This window comes from Arenibacter troitsensis, assembly GCF_900177645.1.
In the GTDB taxonomy this organism is placed as follows: Bacteria; Bacteroidota; Bacteroidia; order Flavobacteriales; family Flavobacteriaceae; genus Arenibacter; species Arenibacter troitsensis.
Genome location: NZ_FXAO01000001.1, coordinates 814,135 through 831,542, shown reverse-complemented (window position 1 = coordinate 831,542; position 17,408 = coordinate 814,135). Strand labels below are relative to the sequence as shown.

The 17,408-nt window shown below is 37.6% G+C and carries 20 protein-coding genes and 2 tRNA genes; 12 read left to right on the top strand and 10 right to left on the bottom strand.

Annotated elements, in window-relative coordinates:
- Nucleotides 1–77 precede the first annotated feature (77 nt).
- The 10 genes from B9Y87_RS03350 to B9Y87_RS21765 all read left to right on the top strand — a co-directional run bounded on the left by B9Y87_RS03350 (nt 78) and on the right by B9Y87_RS21765 (nt 6,740).
- On the top strand, nt 78–734 hold the full coding sequence (locus B9Y87_RS03350) for a TetR family transcriptional regulator C-terminal domain-containing protein (RefSeq protein ID WP_085496121.1): 657 nt from the start codon (nt 78–80) through the stop codon (nt 732–734).
- Nucleotides 735–743: 9 nt separating this feature from the next.
- Nucleotides 744–2,054: an ABC1 kinase family protein gene (locus B9Y87_RS03345; RefSeq protein WP_085496118.1), complete on the top strand. Its 1,311-nt coding sequence runs from the start codon at nt 744–746 to the stop codon at nt 2,052–2,054.
- A gap of 43 nt (nt 2,055–2,097) precedes the next feature.
- Nucleotides 2,098–3,522: an SDR family oxidoreductase gene (locus B9Y87_RS03340; protein ID WP_085496116.1), complete on the top strand. Its 1,425-nt coding sequence runs from the start codon at nt 2,098–2,100 to the stop codon at nt 3,520–3,522.
- 209 nt (nt 3,523–3,731) lie between these two features.
- Nucleotides 3,732–4,070: a hypothetical protein gene (locus tag B9Y87_RS03335; RefSeq protein WP_245808631.1), complete on the top strand. Its 339-nt coding sequence runs from the start codon at nt 3,732–3,734 to the stop codon at nt 4,068–4,070.
- Nucleotides 4,067–4,339 (top strand): TIGR03643 family protein, encoded by a 273-nt coding sequence (locus B9Y87_RS03330; protein ID WP_085496111.1) that lies wholly within the window; start codon nt 4,067–4,069, stop codon nt 4,337–4,339. Before B9Y87_RS03335 ends, B9Y87_RS03330 begins: the two co-directional genes overlap by 4 nt.
- Before the next feature lie 54 nt (nt 4,340–4,393).
- Nucleotides 4,394–5,092 (top strand): GTP cyclohydrolase I FolE, encoded by a 699-nt coding sequence (gene folE, locus B9Y87_RS03325; RefSeq protein WP_085496109.1) that lies wholly within the window; start codon nt 4,394–4,396, stop codon nt 5,090–5,092.
- A gap of 4 nt (nt 5,093–5,096) precedes the next feature.
- Nucleotides 5,097–5,327, top strand: a complete 231-nt coding sequence (locus tag B9Y87_RS03320; protein WP_085496106.1) for a hypothetical protein — start codon at nt 5,097–5,099, stop codon at nt 5,325–5,327.
- A gap of 10 nt (nt 5,328–5,337) precedes the next feature.
- Entirely contained in the window at nt 5,338–6,021 is a 684-nt protein-coding gene (locus tag B9Y87_RS03315; protein WP_085496104.1) for an SDR family NAD(P)-dependent oxidoreductase, read from the top strand.
- 3 nt (nt 6,022–6,024) lie between these two features.
- Nucleotides 6,025–6,567: a glutathione peroxidase gene (locus B9Y87_RS03310; protein ID WP_085496102.1), complete on the top strand. Its 543-nt coding sequence runs from the start codon at nt 6,025–6,027 to the stop codon at nt 6,565–6,567.
- A gap of 2 nt (nt 6,568–6,569) precedes the next feature.
- A complete protein-coding gene (locus B9Y87_RS21765) occupies nt 6,570–6,740 on the top strand; it encodes a Lacal_2735 family protein (RefSeq protein WP_139827127.1) in 171 nt (56 codons plus the stop codon).
- A gap of 83 nt (nt 6,741–6,823) precedes the next feature.
- Here B9Y87_RS21765 and B9Y87_RS03305 read toward each other — a convergent pair whose 3' ends face one another.
- The 10 genes from B9Y87_RS03305 to B9Y87_RS03255 all read right to left on the bottom strand — a co-directional run bounded on the left by B9Y87_RS03305 (nt 6,824) and on the right by B9Y87_RS03255 (nt 15,201).
- On the bottom strand, nt 6,824–7,843 hold the full coding sequence (locus B9Y87_RS03305) for an acyl-CoA dehydrogenase family protein (RefSeq protein ID WP_085496100.1): 1,020 nt from the start codon (nt 7,841–7,843) through the stop codon (nt 6,824–6,826).
- Nucleotides 7,812–8,414, bottom strand: coding sequence for a nicotinamide riboside transporter PnuC (pnuC, locus tag B9Y87_RS03300; protein WP_085496098.1), 603 nt, complete (start codon nt 8,412–8,414; stop codon nt 7,812–7,814). The genes B9Y87_RS03305 and pnuC overlap by 32 nt, the downstream gene beginning before the upstream one ends.
- Before the next feature lie 311 nt (nt 8,415–8,725).
- Complete coding sequence (locus B9Y87_RS03295) at nt 8,726–9,595, bottom strand: DMT family transporter (protein WP_262483168.1); 870 nt, start codon at nt 9,593–9,595, stop codon at nt 8,726–8,728.
- A 579-nt stretch (nt 9,596–10,174) separates the two neighbouring features.
- On the bottom strand, nt 10,175–10,708 hold the full coding sequence (locus B9Y87_RS03285; RefSeq protein WP_085496096.1) for an NADPH-dependent FMN reductase: 534 nt from the start codon (nt 10,706–10,708) through the stop codon (nt 10,175–10,177).
- Nucleotides 10,709–10,710: 2 nt separating this feature from the next.
- Nucleotides 10,711–11,166 carry a DoxX family protein gene (locus B9Y87_RS03280; RefSeq protein ID WP_085496095.1) on the bottom strand — a complete coding sequence of 152 codons (456 nt, stop codon included), beginning with the start codon at nt 11,164–11,166 and terminating at the stop codon, nt 10,711–10,713.
- Nucleotides 11,167–11,188: 22 nt separating this feature from the next.
- The gene (locus tag B9Y87_RS03275; protein ID WP_085496093.1) at nt 11,189–11,833 is read right to left on the bottom strand and encodes a hypothetical protein; all 645 of its coding nucleotides are present in this window, start codon (nt 11,831–11,833) and stop codon (nt 11,189–11,191) included.
- Between the two features lie 53 nt (nt 11,834–11,886).
- On the bottom strand, nt 11,887–12,480 hold the full coding sequence (locus tag B9Y87_RS03270) for a Crp/Fnr family transcriptional regulator (protein ID WP_085496091.1): 594 nt from the start codon (nt 12,478–12,480) through the stop codon (nt 11,887–11,889).
- Nucleotides 12,481–12,687: 207 nt separating this feature from the next.
- Nucleotides 12,688–12,765: transfer RNA gene (locus tag B9Y87_RS03265), tRNA-Pro, on the bottom strand.
- A gap of 146 nt (nt 12,766–12,911) precedes the next feature.
- Nucleotides 12,912–12,995: transfer RNA gene (locus B9Y87_RS03260), tRNA-Ser, on the bottom strand.
- A gap of 157 nt (nt 12,996–13,152) precedes the next feature.
- Nucleotides 13,153–15,201 carry an HD family phosphohydrolase gene (locus B9Y87_RS03255; protein ID WP_085496646.1) on the bottom strand — a complete coding sequence of 683 codons (2,049 nt, stop codon included), beginning with the start codon at nt 15,199–15,201 and terminating at the stop codon, nt 13,153–13,155.
- Between the two features lie 236 nt (nt 15,202–15,437).
- On the opposite strand from B9Y87_RS03255, the gene B9Y87_RS03250 reads away from it, so the two are divergent.
- Complete coding sequence (locus B9Y87_RS03250) at nt 15,438–16,613, top strand: acetyl-CoA C-acyltransferase (protein WP_085496090.1); 1,176 nt, start codon at nt 15,438–15,440, stop codon at nt 16,611–16,613.
- Nucleotides 16,614–16,635: 22 nt separating this feature from the next.
- The gene (locus tag B9Y87_RS03245; RefSeq protein ID WP_085496087.1) at nt 16,636–17,388 is read left to right on the top strand and encodes a C40 family peptidase; all 753 of its coding nucleotides are present in this window, start codon (nt 16,636–16,638) and stop codon (nt 17,386–17,388) included.
- Nucleotides 17,389–17,408: the final 20 nt, after the last annotated feature.

Here is a 17,408-nt window from a genome sequence, read left to right as displayed (position 1 = left end):
TTAACTAGTTAAATTTTGTTTAATATTTAAACCAAAACATTAAACATTTTGTACCTTGCATCAAACAACTACAAGTCATGGCAAAAAAGAAAACAATCACAGAGAGCGATATTATCTCCTCCTATATGGATTATATCCTTGAACATAATGCAAGTCCTAAATCGGTGTACGCCTTTGCAAAGGCCAACCACTTTGAAGAGTCCAAATTCTATGAATTTTTTGGCTCGTTCGAAGCCATTGAAAAGCACATTTTCCAAGCTTTTTTCAATAACACCATTTCTGTTTTGGACAAAAGTGAGGATTACAATTCCTTCGATGCCCGTAATAAATTGTTAAGTTTTTACTTCACCTTTTTTGAAAACTTGACGGCCAATAGAAGTTATGTACTACACTCCCTTCATCATCATAAAAACGGACTCAAGGGATCAATACTTTTATCTGGGCTAAAAAAGAATTTTACCTCCTACATAGCCGGATTAAGCATTGAAACTTTGGACATTAAACAAGAACAAATAGATAAAATACAGCGGCGTGCACTGGAAGAATCGGCTTGGTTACAATTGTTGTTGACGATGAAATTCTGGATGGAAGACACCTCGGCAGCCTTTGAAAAGACCGATATTTTTATAGAAAAATCGGTCAATACCAGTTTTGATGTCTTAAACATTACGCCACTTAAAAGTGTGCTCGACTTTGGGAAATTCCTTTTCAAGGAAAAAATGCATACGAGTTAAAAACATTCCATGAAAACAATAGACAATATACCTGTTTCCAAAATACATCGTGCCTCCAAATTAGTTTCTACGGGTGCCAGAGTTGGGGTCAACTATCTCAAGTACTATGGTGATAAACTTACAAAAACTGAGGTCGAGGCCAGATCACGGCTCAACGAGAACAATGCGGAGGATATATATGACAGCCTAAAACAACTTAAAGGAAGTGCTCTTAAAGTAGCTCAAATGTTGAGCATGGAAAAAAGCATAATGCCCCAAGCGTACGTGGAAAAATTTTCTTTGGCCCAATTTTCCGTTCCCCCATTATCGCCTCCACTTGTAATCAAAACCTTTAAAAATTATTTTGGCAAACTGCCCAATGAATTATTTGATTCCTTCAACACTACTTCAGTCAACGCTGCCAGTATCGGACAAGTCCATGAGGCGGCAAAATATGGGAAAAAACTTGCTGTGAAAATCCAATATCCTGGAGTTGCCGAGAGTATAGCCTCCGACCTTGCACTTGTTAAGCCTATTGCCATCAAAATGTTTAACATTAAAGGCAAAGATTCGGACAAGTACTTCAAGGAAGTTGAAGGAAAGTTAATAGAGGAAACAAATTATGTGTTGGAAATGGAACAGAGCAAGGAGATTGCCAAAGCCTGCTCATGCATTCCCAACCTTTTGTTTCCTCAATATTACGAAGAATTATCCTCGGATAGAATCATTACCATGGACTATATGCAAGGTGAACACCTTTCAGAATTTACTGCCCATAACACAGATAAAGAAAAATCCAATACGTTAGGGCAAGCACTGTGGGATTTTTATATGTTTCAAATACACAAGTTGAGAAAAGTACATGCAGACCCACATCCCGGAAATTTCCTGGTATCCAAGGAAGGTAAACTGGTGGCATTGGATTTTGGCTGCATGAAAATTATACCCAATGAATTCTATGTTCCCTATTTTGAATTGGCCAAACCGGAGAATATTAAAGATCAGAAATTCTTCGTTACCAAATTATACGAACTGGAAATTTTACGTGAAGACGATTCCGTTGAGGAAACCCAATTCTTCACCGAGATGTTCCATGAATTGTTGACCCTTTTCACCCAACCCTTTCAGGTGGAAACCTTCAACTTTGCAGATGATGATTTCTTTGGAAAAATCACAGAATTGGGGCAGCGCTATTCCAAAAGTACAGAACTGCGAAAAATGAACGGTAATAGAGGTTCCAAACATTTTATTTATATTAATAGAACCTTTTTTGGACTCTATAATCTGATGTTCGATTTAAAAGCCGACAACATTAAGATCAACAACTTCAATGGATTTTAAGTTCTTATTGAGGTTTTATAATTTATCCCAAACAATATAACAAATGAAAATTCTCGTAACAGGTGCCACAGGATATATCGGCAAACGATTGATTCCTATTTTGACCAATGAAGGGCATCAAGTGGTCTGCGCTGTACGGGATACATTAAGAGCCGATAAAACCTATCTTGACGATGAAAACATCAGTATTGTAGAGTCTGATTTCCTAAAACCGGAAACCCTAAAATGCATTCCTAAAGACATAGATGTGGCATATTATTTAATACACTCCATGTCTAACTCTTCCAACAATTTTGAGCACTTGGAAGCAGCCTGTGCTGCCAATTTTAAAGCTTATTTTTCCACAACCAGCCTAAAGCAGGTTATCTATTCAAGTGGCATAACCAATGAAGAACAACTTTCCAAACATTTGCAGTCCAGAAAAAATGTGGAAGAAATTTTGGCCTCGGATTCCTACGGACTTACCGTTTTTAAGGCGGGTATCATAGTGGGATCAGGGAGTTCCTCCTTTGAAATTATCAGGGACCTGGTTGAAAAACTTCCTATAATGGTAGCACCAAAATGGCTCAATACCAAAACACAACCTCTTGCGGTAAGGGATGTGTTGACTTTTTTATCAAGAGCAAAAGGAAGGAAAGACCTTTACAATACCTCATTTGATATTTTTGGTCCCGAAATTTTGACCTATAAGCAAATGCTCTTGGAGTTTGCAGAGACCAGGGAGCTTAAGCGCTATATTTTAACCGTCCCGGTCATGACTCCTAAACTTTCTTCCTATTGGCTATATTTTGTAACCTCTACCTCCTACAAATTGGCGACAACTTTAGTAGATAGCATGGGCGTCCAAATTGTTGGTAAACCCAGCAATATTAATCAACTTTTGGACGTACACCCTATAACCTATAAAGAGGCCGTGCAATTGGCTTTCGAAAAGATTGAACAGAACAGTATTGTATCCAGTTGGAAAGATTCCATGGTAAGCAGTGGCCGATTAAAAAACAACCTTCACAAATATATCAATGTTCCTAAATACGGATGCTTTAAGGATTATAAGGAACGTAAAGTCCAAAATGAGCAAGCTACCATTAACAAAATTTGGTCTATTGGAGGTACAACAGGCTGGTATTACGGCAATTTTCTCTGGAAAATAAGGGGATATCTGGACAAATTGGTTGGCGGTATTGGTCTACGCAGGGGAAGAACCCACGTTTCCGAATTGGACGCAGGGGACGCTTTAGATTTTTGGAGGGTTATTTTCAGCGATAAAAAAGAAAAAAAACTATTGCTATACGCAGAAATGAAGTTACCCGGTGAGGCTTGGCTAGAATTTAAAATTGACAATGGACTTCTAAAGCAAACCGCCACCTTCAGGCCCCGTGGACTTGCAGGCCGTTTGTATTGGTATAGTGTGTATCCCTTTCATGGATTAATCTTCAATGGGCTAATCAACAAATTAGTGGCCAATTAGAAATCCTTTAAATAGTAATAGCCTATACAACCATAAGAAAATAGAATCCAATTCTGTTTAGCTTTTTTTAAAAATCATTAAACATTACGTAACTTTGAAAAGAGTGCAAAATAAAGATGATTTTAGATACCACACATAGAGATAAAGATACTTCCTTACTCATAAATGATCTAGTAGGGAAACCTTTCAGCTTTTTAAAGACCATTAAAATGAAAGGAACAGTTTCTAAAAAAATGGTTATAGAGGAATCTAGCGACAATATGAAAGATTATCTCAACAGTATTTTTGATGCTACATATGCCAATATAGAATTACGTCCTTTGGGAATACTAGTGAGAATATTTAAAGGTCTTACCAATTTCACTTGGCTAATTCCGTATTATCAATTGGTGATATATAAAGGTGACTACAGCAGTCTATATGCACAAGGACGATTTATTAGGTTTAGAAAAGATGAAAGCTTTGAAACCAGTAAACCTTTTCTACTTAAGCTGATAAAACTAAAAGCGAGTTATGAATCTAAATATGATTTTTTGAATTTTAAATGAATAAAACGGAAAGGGATATTGACCGTATTATTGAAATGGCATGGGAGGATAGAACCCCATTTGAAGCCATAACCTATCAGTTCTCTATGCCAGAACAAGAGGTCATTAAACTCATGCGGCGGGAAATGAAACCAAGTAGTTTTAAAATGTGGCGCCAACGTGTTCAAGGTCGTACCACCAAGCACCAAAAATTAAGAACGTTTGCACAAGGGCGCTTTAAATGTTCTAGACAAAAACAGATTACAAATAACTCAATTTCAAAACGCTAACAGTGCTTTGACTTATGGGAGGAGTACATAAGTACAGCACAATAAAAAGAAAATATGAATACAGAAACCTTAACCCTGAACAAAATAAATGGCCAAAATTTAAATGGCTTCACCCATGAGGATATTGGTGACGATCACCTATATACGGGATTTGAAACGCCATTAAAAGCGGACGCATTCGAACTTTCGGATACGGAGAAAAAACAACGTATTGCCTTATTGTTTCAGGAAATTATGGAGGTAATGGGCTTGGACCTAAGGGACGATTCCTTGAAGGGGACTCCAGAGCGTGTTGCCAAGATGTATATTGATGAAATTTTCTCCGGATTAAATCCGGCAAACAAGCCAAAGATTGCTTTGTTCGACAATAAATACCAATACAATCAAATGTTGGTGGAAAAGAATATTACCTTTTATTCCAACTGCGAACACCATTTTGTACCGATCATAGGTAAAGCCCATGTGGCCTATATCTCTTCCGGTAAAGTAATTGGCTTGTCCAAGCTGAACAGAATTGTACAATATTACGCAAAGCGCCCTCAGGTACAAGAACGCCTTACCAACCAAATAGCGGAAGATCTTAAAAGAATTTTGGGTACGGAAAACGTAGCGGTCATTATTGATGCCAAGCATTTATGTGTTTCTTCCAGAGGGATCAAGGATGAATCCTCTACAACCGTAACCGCCTTTTATGGGGGAAAATTCAATTCATCATCTAAAATAACAGAATTACAAAACTATATTAAAACTTAATATTATGGATCTCATTAACGAAGCATTGGAATTTGAACAAAGAAAACTAAAATCGCTTTCCACTAGTGATAGAATTGAAATTTCGAGGAAGGCAAAAGAACTGATTTTGGGCTTAAATGAAATTTATAAAAGTAAGAAGGATGAAAAGATAATGGATATCATGAAACGTCTTACCGCCATAAAAAGAAAAGTAGAAAAAAGATTAAAGGGCAAGCATTTGGTTACCGGTATATAAATCCATAAAAATGAAAACAATCGTTGTTATTGGAGGTAGTAAGGGTATAGGCAAGGCTATTGTAAAAACTTTTCTGGATACCCACAAGGTAATCAATATAAGTAGGTCTTCCCCGGATGAAACCCATTCCAATTTAACGCACTTGGGTTGCGACATTTTAAAAGATGAATTACCCGATGTGACCATTGTGGATGCACTGGTCTATTGTCCCGGAAGTATCAATTTAAAACCTTTTGCGCGTTTAAGTTTGGAGGACTTTAGGGAAGATTTTGAAATTAACCTTATTGGTGCCGTTAAGGCCGTCCAAAAGTATTTGGATCCGCTTAAAATGGGCGACAGCCCCTCTATTTTACTTTTTAGCACAGTGGCCTCAAAATTGGGAATGCCATACCATGCCAGTATTGCCACGGCAAAATCCGGTGTAGAGGGTTTGGTCAAATCCCTTGGCGCCGAACTGTCGCCCACCATTCGTATTAATGCCATTGCGCCTACGGTGACAGATACCCAATTGGCTTCAAAACTTCTGCGAAACGAAAAAATGATCGAGAATATTAAAGAGCGGCATCCTTTAAAAAAATTCCTTAACCCCAAGGAGGTGGCGGAAATGGCCCAATTTCTATTGTCCGAAAAAGCAGCCTCCATCTCGGGCCAAATATTTGAAATGGACTTTGGAATTGTAACTTTTAAAATTTAATATATGAATCCCTTCAAAACGTTTGCCGCAACCATATTTACAAGTTCGGCCCCCAAGGAAAAGATGGAATTACAATCCTTATATGAAATTAAAATAAATAGCCTAAAAGGTACTCCCATTAATCTGAAAGACTTTGAGGGCAAGCATATCCTATTTGTAAACGTAGCCTCTAAGTGCGGTTTTACCTCCCAATACAGTCAATTGCAAGAACTTCAAGATTCCTTTAAAAACAAGGTAGTGGTCATAGGATTGCCCTGTAATCAATTTGGAGGTCAAGAACCTGGTAGCGCCGCGGAAATTGAAACATTTTGTGAAGTTAATTATGGGGTAAAATTTCTATTAACCGAAAAGATCAATGTAAAAGGGAAAGAACAACATCCTTTATATAGATGGCTCACAAAAAAAGCTGTAAATGGACTTAAAAATTCAACTGTAAAATGGAATTTTCAAAAATATTTGGTGGACGCAAAGGGCAATTTGATTGATTATTACTTTTCAAATACCAGTCCCATTGGTTCTAAAATAACCCAACACTTAAAAAATTAGTCATGTTCGGAATTTTCAAAAACAAATCCAAGGAAGAAAAGCTCCAAGAAAAATACAACGGACTGATGAAGGAGTGGCATACACTCTCCAGCATCAACCGATCTAAGAGCGACGAAAAATATGCCGAGGCACAGAAAGTCTTGGAGGAACTCATAGCCATGCAAAAGAATTAAAGAAAGCAACATTAATTACCTCGCAAAAAAAAATCCCAATCAATCAAAAAGCTCAAATTAACAATCAAGGTAATTTGTGCAATTCATTTTCTCGAAAAAATATGATGTTGGGTAGCCGTAAAATAATCACAGAAAATTTGGTTTAACCTATGGCCTCTGGTACTCGCTTTAACTCCCAAACTCGGATAAATTTCTATAATGTTCCTAGAAATATCCTTTACGGATTGCACGGCCCCATGATGAATTTTCTTTATATATTCTGCATCCAAAGCTTTGTTTTCCAAGATCCTATTCTCAATCTCATTCGCGTATAGGAATATCTTACCGCCAGACTCTAGAATTATATTTTCCAAAGCGCCCAACCTTTCTTTCCCTAAAACTACCCCGGCCTCTTCCAATAAATGTTCGGCTATACCTATATAATTTATCCAAAGTGTTAAATCGGCAAAAAGAGAAAAGGGAATTTTAAAAATAGGTTGAGGCAGATGGCAATCATTATAACTAAAACTACAGCTCTCATGGGCCATATAGCCCATAACAGTAAAAGAATGTGTGGCAGTAGCTATAAGGCCCATAGTATTCCAGTCTTCAATTACTTGTACTGCCTCTTTTGGAATTACAAAAGACTGCACCCTTGGCGACCCATCGTCATTCAGCAAATGGACCCCATTCTCCACAATTTCCGCATTTAAAGTAAAATGTGTGAGGTAGGGAGCACCAGTGGCATAACGCCATTTTCCAGAAATACTATAATGTTCATTAACAATTTCAGCAGTACCAAAAACCCCACCACTTCCGCCCAAACAAGGGGTGGATCCGGCCTTTATAAAAATCTCCCGGGCCTTACTAGGTTGTAAATTGCCAATAAAATAATTGGCTCCACTGCACAGGGTTATGGTCCATCCAAGGCTGGCATCAATTTTGGCCAACTCCCTAAGCTTGGACAAACCCTCGGTTAGGGATAATTCCAATCCTCCATAAGTTTTAGGGACCCAGATATTCCAGAGGTTTTCATTGTTTATCCAATCCAAAACATCTTGTGGAAATACCTCGGCTCCCAATAATAGTTTTCTAAGCTTGTGCAGGTTGTCTACCAATGTCATCCAAAATTAATTTTTTCCATTTAAAATATCCAGAGGTCCCCACTATAAACAAGAAAATGGTAAGTCCGGCATATATGTATAGTTCTTTGTAAAAGAGTAAGGGAATGGAAATAACATTACTAATATTAAGGTAGATCCAATTCTCCATTTTTCTTTTGGCCATGAGCCACATTCCGGCCCAAGCAAAGGCACTAACCGTCGCATCCCAGAGTGGGACATCGGAATTTGTGTAAAACCTTAGCCAGTAGACCATAAGGGCAAAACAGGCTATCACAATTCCTATGGCTTTCATATGCTCCGATTTATCCGAATAGGAAATAGGGGTTTCTTGTTTATGTTTACCATACTTCCAAAAAGTCCAGCCGTAGATACTCATAAACAAGTAGTATAGATGGAGTACAATATCCGCATACAGTTTTGTCTGGTATAGTACCCATATGCCAATAAGAATGGAAACTATTCCAAATAAATAGTTGTGGATATTATTGTTCCTTGCCAAAAGTACTTGTGCTACCCCAAGGACTGTTCCCAATGCCTGCAGCCATGTAAGGTGTGTAAAAAAATTCTCCATCTATTCCCTAATTATATTTACGAAATGGGAAGATGAAGTATGTATCGACTTGCTATGGTGCAACATCGAACCAAAATACCTACGCCGGCATTATCCGGATCAGGTTCGGAGCCAAAACTCCTGGGTATCATCTCAGCCTGCCTTGAATGGCAAGCACCCCATTTGATAACAAAGCTAAAACTATTTTTATGATTTGAAGTTGAATTTGATACAATTTTAAAAAATTAAAACCCAACATGGAAATAAGAATTTCATTAATGGTTTTGGATATCCATATCTCAAGTTCGTTTGGTAGCGAAGCTTGCAAGGTTTCAATCCTTCTTTACCAACGTATTTAATACCAAGGCAGAAATAATCATAAGCAGTCCAATGAAACTATAGATAGTATAGGCTTCTTGGAACCATATTACACCGATGCAAATGGTAAAAATAACTTCAATGTATTTTAACGGGGCCACAAGGTTTGTCCTTGCAATTTGAAAAGCCTTGGTCATATACAATTGGCCCATAAAACCAAAAATACCTAAAAGAAACAAAAAAGCCCATTCCAAACCATTGGGTTGCACCCATACACTAATTGCCAAAAGTCCTCCGACAACGGTACCCACGAACATAAAATAATTGACTACAACTGCAGGATGATCTGAAACCCCAATTTTTCTAATTACAACATAGACCATACCACTAAAAACTGAGGCCGTTAAAATGAGAGACAGGCCAATGGTATTAATATTACCATCAAATCCCTTTAAAACCAGCACCCCTGCAAATGCTGTTAGAAAAAAAAGCCATTGAATTTTTTTTAATTTCTCCCTTAAAAAGAAAACGGCAAAAATCGCTGCAAAAATAGGAGCAATATATCTTAATGAAACTGCCGTACCAACGTTCAGGTATTTCAAGGAGAAAAAGAACAAACACATGGCCGTTAAACCCAATACAGCCCTCAAAAACATAAGTCTTCTCTTAACGCCAAATAATGGGATCCCCTTGACCAAAATATATGTTGTGGCAAGGACCAAAGAACCAAGACATCTAAAAAATACAATTTGAAAAGTTGGGATTCTATATAGATATTTTACGGAAACATTCATCAACGCAAATGAAAAGGTGCTGATAATCATAAAAAGCACCGCTTTTTTAAAATCCAATCCGGAAGATTTACTCCATTTAATATCTACCAAAATAGTGTTATTGTTTCCCCAAAGGCAATATACCTTGGCCTATAGCTGCTAAGGTATGAAAACCCTGCACATTCTTACATCAAGAATAGTATGAATTGAATTTATTTACTGAATTTCAAGTTTTTAAGATAAAGTAAACATGGGGTTGGTAAAATTAATCACAACCAGACTATCAATTGGATTGAAATAAAAATAGTTTCCGGCCCTACAACCATTTTTAATCTATTTCCTTATTACAATAAGTAGCTTTAACAAAATCCTTAATATTTACAGAAATAATAGGAACTTCCGTAAGCATTGCTTTTAGCTCTGTTATAATTGTCTGGACAAATTAGCCTTTTGTACCTTGTTTCTTCCTTCATTTATATTGGCAAAAGCCTGGATGAGGTTGCCACTTGTATTTCCGGTATTGTAATATTGAAAAGGATTAATACGTACTTTTATTTCTTTAATATTTCTTTAAGTAGAAATAATTTGGTGGAATATACAGCATCATACACGCTTTGAATGATATCTGCTGGTGACTTCTGTTCTGCAATTTGTTCTGAACAGTCCATTATAAAATGTGGCATAATTGTTTTATAAAATTTTTGTTTGAAATTTATTAACCTTCAAATGAATGTCCTTCTTCAAACGTTCATCATTGATTTCCTTGTTATTGAAATTATCATAGAAAGAAGGCAATGAAAACGTATCTGTGATATTAGCTCCCATAAACGGAAAGTAGGCACTTGCTAATTGTAATACAGTTGCTCCGCCTCTATTCCCTGGCGAGGTTGCCATTAACAGCATTGGCTTGTCTCTCCATATTTTAGTGTTTACACGGGATAACCAGTCTATTGTATTTTTGAATACAGCTGCATAAGACCCGTTATGTTCGGCAAGAGATACTATAAATCCATCCGCAGTATTGAATAATTCGTCTAGTCTTCTAACTGCAGTGGGAATACCATTTTCAGCTTCAAAATCAGCACCATAAATTGGCAAAACATAATCGTTTAAGTCAATGGAAATAATATCCACATTTTCCAGTAAACTGTTGGTATAGGTTATTAAACTTGTATTGATAGATTTTTGACTATTGCTCCCTGCTATTGTGATTATTTTTTTCATGATTATTGTTTTTTAGTGATTAGTTGATCTATTGTCCATTTTCCACTACCATTAACTAATATTGTTAATGCTAGGCCGATAACAAGAAGTGAATATTCGTAACCTTCACCCGTTTGATTACCAAACCAATTCATAAAAAAGCCATGTTCTAACTGGGTAGTAAAAATGATACCCATAAACACTCCTATAAGTGATAGTGCCCAAAACCTACTGAAGAGTCCTAGAATTAGGCATATAGAGCCAAAAAACTCAATCATTATTACTAAAAAGGGCACAATACTTGGCAAGCCCATATTACTTGTAAATGATTCCATAGTTGCTGCATAACCATACCCGCCAAAGAGTCCTAATAATTTTTGTGCGCCATGCGGAAATATTACCAAACCAAGGGTTAATCGTGCAATGCTAAATCCAATATTTGGATACGTTCTTAAAAGTTTTTGTACTAAATGTTTCATAATGTTTAAGATTTAAAATTGTCTATAAAGTTTTTCGGAAATACAAACCGAAAGATGATTTTTCTATAGGTTTCTGCCCATACTGGTCAAAGTCTACACCAATGCCAAACTGATGTCCGTTGTATGACACACCTGCACGCAGTTGCTGAAAACTTCTTGAATGCTTCTCAAATGCATCCCATACAGTTAAGAACTGTCCGTTTAACCAAAGAGAAACTTTTTTATTTATTGCTGTGTTAAACTGAAACTGAGCAAAGGCTTCGGCATAGCTAGCGCCTGTTTGCTCAGAATGGGTAACTGTAGGAATAATTACAAATAATACCCATGATTTTTTTAGTGTGAACTTTGCCGACAAGCGTTCTGAATACCCCGCAACACTGTTGTAATAGAAAGAAGGGCCTATGGCAATATTCTTATTAATATTCCAGAATAGTGTTGGTTGCACTCCTATCTCATTAAAGCCTTGAGCCATTTCATCCTTAAATTTCTGAAAGAAAGCCAGAGTATTAATACTAAGCGCCCCACTCGCAATAATAGAATAACTGGAGTATAAGGTAAAATCTGTTTTATCAAAACCAGAAAACAGTTCTACTTGGGTAAATTGTGCTTGCAAGTAGTTTGCAAATCCAATTGCTAAAATAGATGTAATGATCATTACTTTTTTCATGCTTCAAAATTCCGACAGGAACACATGAAAAAAAATGAACTAGTTTAAGACTTTTACATTCTGTTGACCTTCGAAATAATTTTGCTCATAAATTCTGGCGTAATGCCAATATAACCTGCTAAGTCTTTTTGGGTAATTCTATTCACAATTTTTGGATATTTCTTTTTGAAGGCAATATATCTTTCCACGGCGTCCAAGGATATGCCATGATTGGAACGCCTTATGTAACTTATGAGCGACCTTTGATACAATATGCGATAAAACCTTTCGAATTTTGGTATTTCCTGAAAAAGCAAATCATAATTGGCCCTAGAGACACCTAATAATTCTGAATTTTCAGTAGCCTTAATAAAATAACGGGTTGGTTCCTTGGTCATAAAACTTGCCATATCACCAGTCCAATAATCCTCTATTGCAAACATGGATATGTGAGTTGCACCATCTTTATCCAAAGTATATACTTTTAAGCAGCCTTTAGCTATAAAATATTCATATTGAGCAATTTCCCCTGCTTGCATTAAATATGCTTTCTTTTTCACTTTTATTTCTGCAAGCAAAGAAATAAACTTCCGTTTTTCAAGCTCGGTTAAATCAATAAACCTTGCTACATTATTAAGTATTAGCGTATGTGATTCTTTAAAGTTCAATTCGCGCTTAGTTTAAATGTATTTAATTTAAAGAATTAATATTAAACAGCAAAGTGAGCTATTTATCAATTGAAATTAGCCAACTACTTTCTAACTTGGCAAGGGAAATTGCCTCTTATCGTTTATTGTACTCGATCCAGTTTAAGCACCCTTGGCACTATACCGTTAAAAACAAAAAATCCGATCATTTACATGATCGGATTTTCTTGGTCGGGGTGGCAGGATTCGAACCTGCGACCTCCGCGTCCCAAACGCGGCGCGATAACCGGGCTACGCTACACCCCGAATTTTAATAGAACTGAATATTTTACTTGGGAATTCAATCCTATTTTTATTGATAACTGTTTGAGCGTAGTATATGCCTTGCATGACACGGTACTACACCCCGAGAATGGTTAAAACCTCCTCAACAATACCACTCTAAAAAAAAGCGGAGAGACAGGGACTCGAACCCTGGCGACAGTTACCCGTCGACAGATTAGCAATCTGCTCCGTTACCACTCCGGCACCTCTCCAATAATTTTAAAGCTCACGCATCAAAAATGCGGTTGCAAATGTACTTTTTCATTCACAAGAACGCAACAATTTTTCTATTTTTTTTTTACACGTTCTTCCGAATTGGCCATTTATTCCACTTATCTTATTAAGCTTCAAACAATTCCAAAAAACTACCTACTCCGGATACTCTACCCTTAAATGATAAATATTCACCAATTTCTGTTTCAAAATCTTCTTAACAGCTTCTATCTCCTTGAAGGTAATATTGGCATTTAAAAACTGGCCACCCTTTATTTGGCCTTCAATGATCCTTTCCACGAATTCATCGATTATCAAAAAAGTAGGGTTCTTTAGACTTTTAGAGGCTGCCTCCACAGAATCTGCCATCATTAAAATAGCGGTTTCCTTCGAAAAAGGAATCGGGCCGGGATATCTAAAATCCTCCTCATTTACCTCCCCTTCCAAGGCCTCCTGCTTTTTGTAAAAATAAAAGACCAATGAAGTTCCGTGATGGGTACGTATAAAATCTATTACACGATCCGGTACCTTATTCTTCCTTGCAATTTCTATACCCTCAATGACATGGTTAATAATTATGGCTGCGGCATCAATAGGCTCAAGGTCATCGTGAGGGTTTACATTGGTTACCTGATTTTCCGTGAAATAGGTTGGGTTGTTCATTTTCCCAATGTCATGGTATAATGCCCCTACCCTTACCAACATGGCATTGGCCCCTATCTCGTTGGCCGCAGCTTCCGCCAGATTGGCTACCTGAAGGGAATGATGAAAGGTTCCCGGAGCCTTATTGGACAACTCCTTTAATAATCTGGAATTGGTATCGGACAATTCCAACAAGGAAACATCGGATACCAACCCAAATATTTTTTCATGAATATAAATTAATGGCTGAACAAACAGCGTAATCATACCATTTAAGAAAAAATAGCCAAATGCCATCCAGCGAATATCTTCCAGATTACCTTCATGAATCATATGAAAAGCAAAATAACCAATTATATAGATCAGGGTTATTTGACCCACTGAAATAAACAAATTAGCTCTTTTATAAAGTTCGGATACGGACAAGATGGTAACAATTCCTGCCAAAGTCTGAAGAAAGATGTACTCAAAACTATTGGGTACCACAAATCCTAATATTAAGACGGTAAGAACATGTACAAAGAGCCCCATTCTTGCATCAAAAAATGTCTTGAGCACCAAGGGTAAAATACATAATGGCACTACAAAAACATACTCCACATCATATTTCACTACCATGGTGGTCAAAAATACCATGATGAGAATATTGACTATAATGAAGGTTACCTTTGTATTGTCCCTAAAGATTTCCAGTCGATATTTTTTCAGAAACAGAAAAAACATCATCAACACCATGGCAACCAACACGGTATAGCCGAACAGAATTAAATATTGATTATTTTCTTCCCATAATTCCGACTCAAACTCACTTTTTAGCGAATCCAATACCATAACATCGTCCTGTTCAACCACCTCCCCTTTGGCAATGATAAGCTTGCCCTCGTCTACATTTCCCAAAGTATAGGAAATCTTTGCATATTCGGACTCCAGCTCCTTATTGGACAAATCGGCATCAAAACTAACATTGGGCCTTATAAAATTGAAGAACACTTCCTGAAAGGAAGGCTCATAAACCGACAAGTTGTTTTGGGCCAGTTTTTTGCTAATAACACCCTCTACCTCGGATAAACTATAGACATCATCAAATTTTAATTTTGTGGCTTCATTATCCTTAACCACGTAAAGACTATTTTTAGTGCTCCTCCTCTCAATTTTAGATAGAATACCATTGGCATATAAATCCGCCAAAACGTCGTTGGCAACCCTTTGAATTCTTTCAAGTTCATTTTTATCTACACTTGAAGAATCAAAAACATTACCCAATTCCTTTCCTATGGTGCTATCCACTTCGGCCACAATACCGGTGTCATAATAATAGTAGTCTATATGATTGCTTTCTATTTTCGCCTTTTCCTTGGATATTTCCTCCACACTCTTATTTATGGAAAAATCAAAAGGAGCATAAAAATTATTGTATTGCCAAGGCTTGCCTTTTTGGTACTCGTACTTAAACTTTCCGCCACGTGGAAAAAAGAATACAATAAAGAAAACAGCAGAGAAATATAAGAGATACTTATAAACCAGGGAATGGTTTTTATAAAGGCTGTCCAAAAAAGTGCGCATACGGAAAGTTCTATAGTCAAAAATAGAAAAATATAAACTTAAAATGATACTTTGTCCAAATAACAACATATTTGAAACCCACTTATCAAATTTCACTTATAAGCCTAGGCCATATATCTCCTTCCAACTATACCTAATACGGAGTTCTAAATTCATAAATAACATGGAATATTCTACCGTTGCACATCTCATTGCACATTAATTTATTAAATTCGCAGATAATAAAAATGAACTTGATGAAAGATGTTGTGATCGTTTCCGCAGTTAGAACGCCCATAGGAAGTTTTATGGGAGCATTGTCCACCATTCCGGCACCTGAACTTGGCGCTATTGCCATTAAGGGTGCATTGAGTAAAATTAAATTGGACCCTTCCAAAGTGGAGGAGGTACTTATGGGCAATGTTGTTCAGGCAGGAACCGGTCAGGCACCAGCAAGACAAGCAGCCATTTATGCCGGCATACCCAATACGGTCCCCTGCACCACAATCAACAAGGTCTGTGCCTCGGGAATGAAATCGGTAATGATGGCAGCCCAGTCCATAGCCCTGGGAGACAACCATATCGTTGTTGCCGGAGGTATGGAAAATATGAGCCTAATACCCCATTATCTTCATTTAAGGAGTGGCCAAAAATTTGGTCCTGCCACATTGATCGATGGCATGCAAAAAGATGGGCTTGTGGACGCTTATGACCAACAGGCTATGGGCACATGTGCGGACGCCTGCGCCATTGAATACGAATTTAGCAGGGAAGACCAAGATAGATTTGCTATTCAATCCTACAAGAGATCTGCAGATGCGTGGGCAAGTGGAAAATTTGCCAATGAAGTAATACCCGTGGAAGTCCCACAAAGAAAAGGAGAACCCATACTGGTAACCGAAGATGAAGAATTCAAAAATGTTAAACTGGACAAGATCCCCGGTCTACGTCCCGCATTTTCCAAGGATGGTACGGTAACGGCAGCCAATGCTTCAACTATTAATGATGGTGCGGCAGCCTTGGTACTGATGAGTAGTGAAAAAGCGAAAGAATTAGGGCTGAAGCCTTTGGCCACCATAAAAAGCTATGCCGATGCGGCCCAAGAACCCAAATGGTTCACAACGGCACCGGCAAAAGCCCTTCCAAAAGCATTGACCAAAGCCAGCATAGGCATGGAAGATGTGGATTATTTTGAATTTAACGAAGCCTTTTCCGTGGTTGGCTTGGCCAACATGAAAATCCTTGGCCTTACCGATAAGAATGTAAATGTGAATGGCGGTGCTGTTTCTTTGGGCCACCCCTTGGGTTGTTCGGGAGCAAGGATCATTATTACGTTACTCAATGTACTGGATCAAAATAAAGCCAAAATAGGAGCAGCGGCCATATGTAATGGTGGCGGTGGTGCTTCTGCAATAATTATAGAAAGAAATTAATAAGTTCTTGTAAAGCAAGCCCATGCAATACGGTATTTGCCACCTTAGTATTGTTCCAATACGTTCCGTTGCAGACGACACCAGCGAAATGGTTTCCCAGCTTTTGTACGGGGAACATTTCAAGGTATTGGATCAGAGAAAAAAATGGAGCAAGATCCGCAATGCTTTTGACAATTTTGAAGGCTGGGTCAGTAACCAACAATTTACCCTAATCGACGAAAGCCAGTATAAGGAAATGGAAAGTTTGGAATCCACAAAAGTATCTTCCGAACTAATTTCATTTGTAGAAACAGAACACAATGTTCTTCTGCCTATTGTTTTAGGATCCAGCATACCTCAAAACTGCCCCTTAAACCACAAATTCGACGGCTCATTTACAATAGGAGAACAAAACAAAGACCAAGTCCTAAACAAAGCCCTTCTCTATTTAAACGCACCTTACCTATGGGGCGGGAAAACCACTTTTGGAATTGACGGTCCAGGATTTACCCAAATGGCGTACAAAACAAATGGATATCGATTACTCAGAGGTGCCCAACAGCAATCTACCCAAGGGGAGGCTTTGAGTTTTATTGAAGAAAGTGAACCTGGGGATCTGGCCTTTTTCGACAATAATGATGGCATTATAGACCATGTAGGGATTATCATGGAGAACAACTATGTTATCCATTCCTTTGGCAAGGTCAGGATAGACCGGATAGACCACACTGGAATTTTCAACACCGAAACAAATACCTACACCCACAAACTAAGGGTAATCAAAAAAATCATATAAAAAAAGGGCTATCGAAATCG

Coding starts and splice junctions, on each gene's coding strand:
- B9Y87_RS03330 (WP_085496111.1), top strand. CDS start 4,067: ATGAATAAAACGGAAAGGGATATTGACCGTATTATTGAAATGGCATGG.
- B9Y87_RS21765 (WP_139827127.1), top strand. CDS start 6,570: ATGTTCGGAATTTTCAAAAACAAATCCAAGGAAGAAAAGCTCCAAGAA.
- B9Y87_RS03335 (WP_245808631.1), top strand. CDS start 3,732: ATGAAAGGAACAGTTTCTAAAAAAATGGTTATAGAGGAATCTAGCGAC.
- folE (WP_085496109.1), top strand. CDS start 4,394: ATGAATACAGAAACCTTAACCCTGAACAAAATAAATGGCCAAAATTTA.
- B9Y87_RS03280 (WP_085496095.1), bottom strand. CDS start 11,166: ATGAAACATTTAGTACAAAAACTTTTAAGAACGTATCCAAATATTGGA.
- B9Y87_RS03245 (WP_085496087.1), top strand. CDS start 16,636: ATGCAATACGGTATTTGCCACCTTAGTATTGTTCCAATACGTTCCGTT.
- B9Y87_RS03310 (WP_085496102.1), top strand. CDS start 6,025: ATGAATCCCTTCAAAACGTTTGCCGCAACCATATTTACAAGTTCGGCC.
- pnuC (WP_085496098.1), bottom strand. CDS start 8,414: ATGGAGAATTTTTTTACACACCTTACATGGCTGCAGGCATTGGGAACA.
- B9Y87_RS03250 (WP_085496090.1), top strand. CDS start 15,438: ATGAAAGATGTTGTGATCGTTTCCGCAGTTAGAACGCCCATAGGAAGT.
- B9Y87_RS03320 (WP_085496106.1), top strand. CDS start 5,097: ATGGATCTCATTAACGAAGCATTGGAATTTGAACAAAGAAAACTAAAA.
- B9Y87_RS03345 (WP_085496118.1), top strand. CDS start 744: ATGAAAACAATAGACAATATACCTGTTTCCAAAATACATCGTGCCTCC.
- B9Y87_RS03275 (WP_085496093.1), bottom strand. CDS start 11,833: ATGAAAAAAGTAATGATCATTACATCTATTTTAGCAATTGGATTTGCA.
- B9Y87_RS03350 (WP_085496121.1), top strand. CDS start 78: ATGGCAAAAAAGAAAACAATCACAGAGAGCGATATTATCTCCTCCTAT.
- B9Y87_RS03255 (WP_085496646.1), bottom strand. CDS start 15,201: ATGCGCACTTTTTTGGACAGCCTTTATAAAAACCATTCCCTGGTTTAT.
- B9Y87_RS03285 (WP_085496096.1), bottom strand. CDS start 10,708: ATGAAAAAAATAATCACAATAGCAGGGAGCAATAGTCAAAAATCTATC.
- B9Y87_RS03315 (WP_085496104.1), top strand. CDS start 5,338: ATGAAAACAATCGTTGTTATTGGAGGTAGTAAGGGTATAGGCAAGGCT.
- B9Y87_RS03305 (WP_085496100.1), bottom strand. CDS start 7,843: ATGACATTGGTAGACAACCTGCACAAGCTTAGAAAACTATTATTGGGA.
- B9Y87_RS03340 (WP_085496116.1), top strand. CDS start 2,098: ATGAAAATTCTCGTAACAGGTGCCACAGGATATATCGGCAAACGATTG.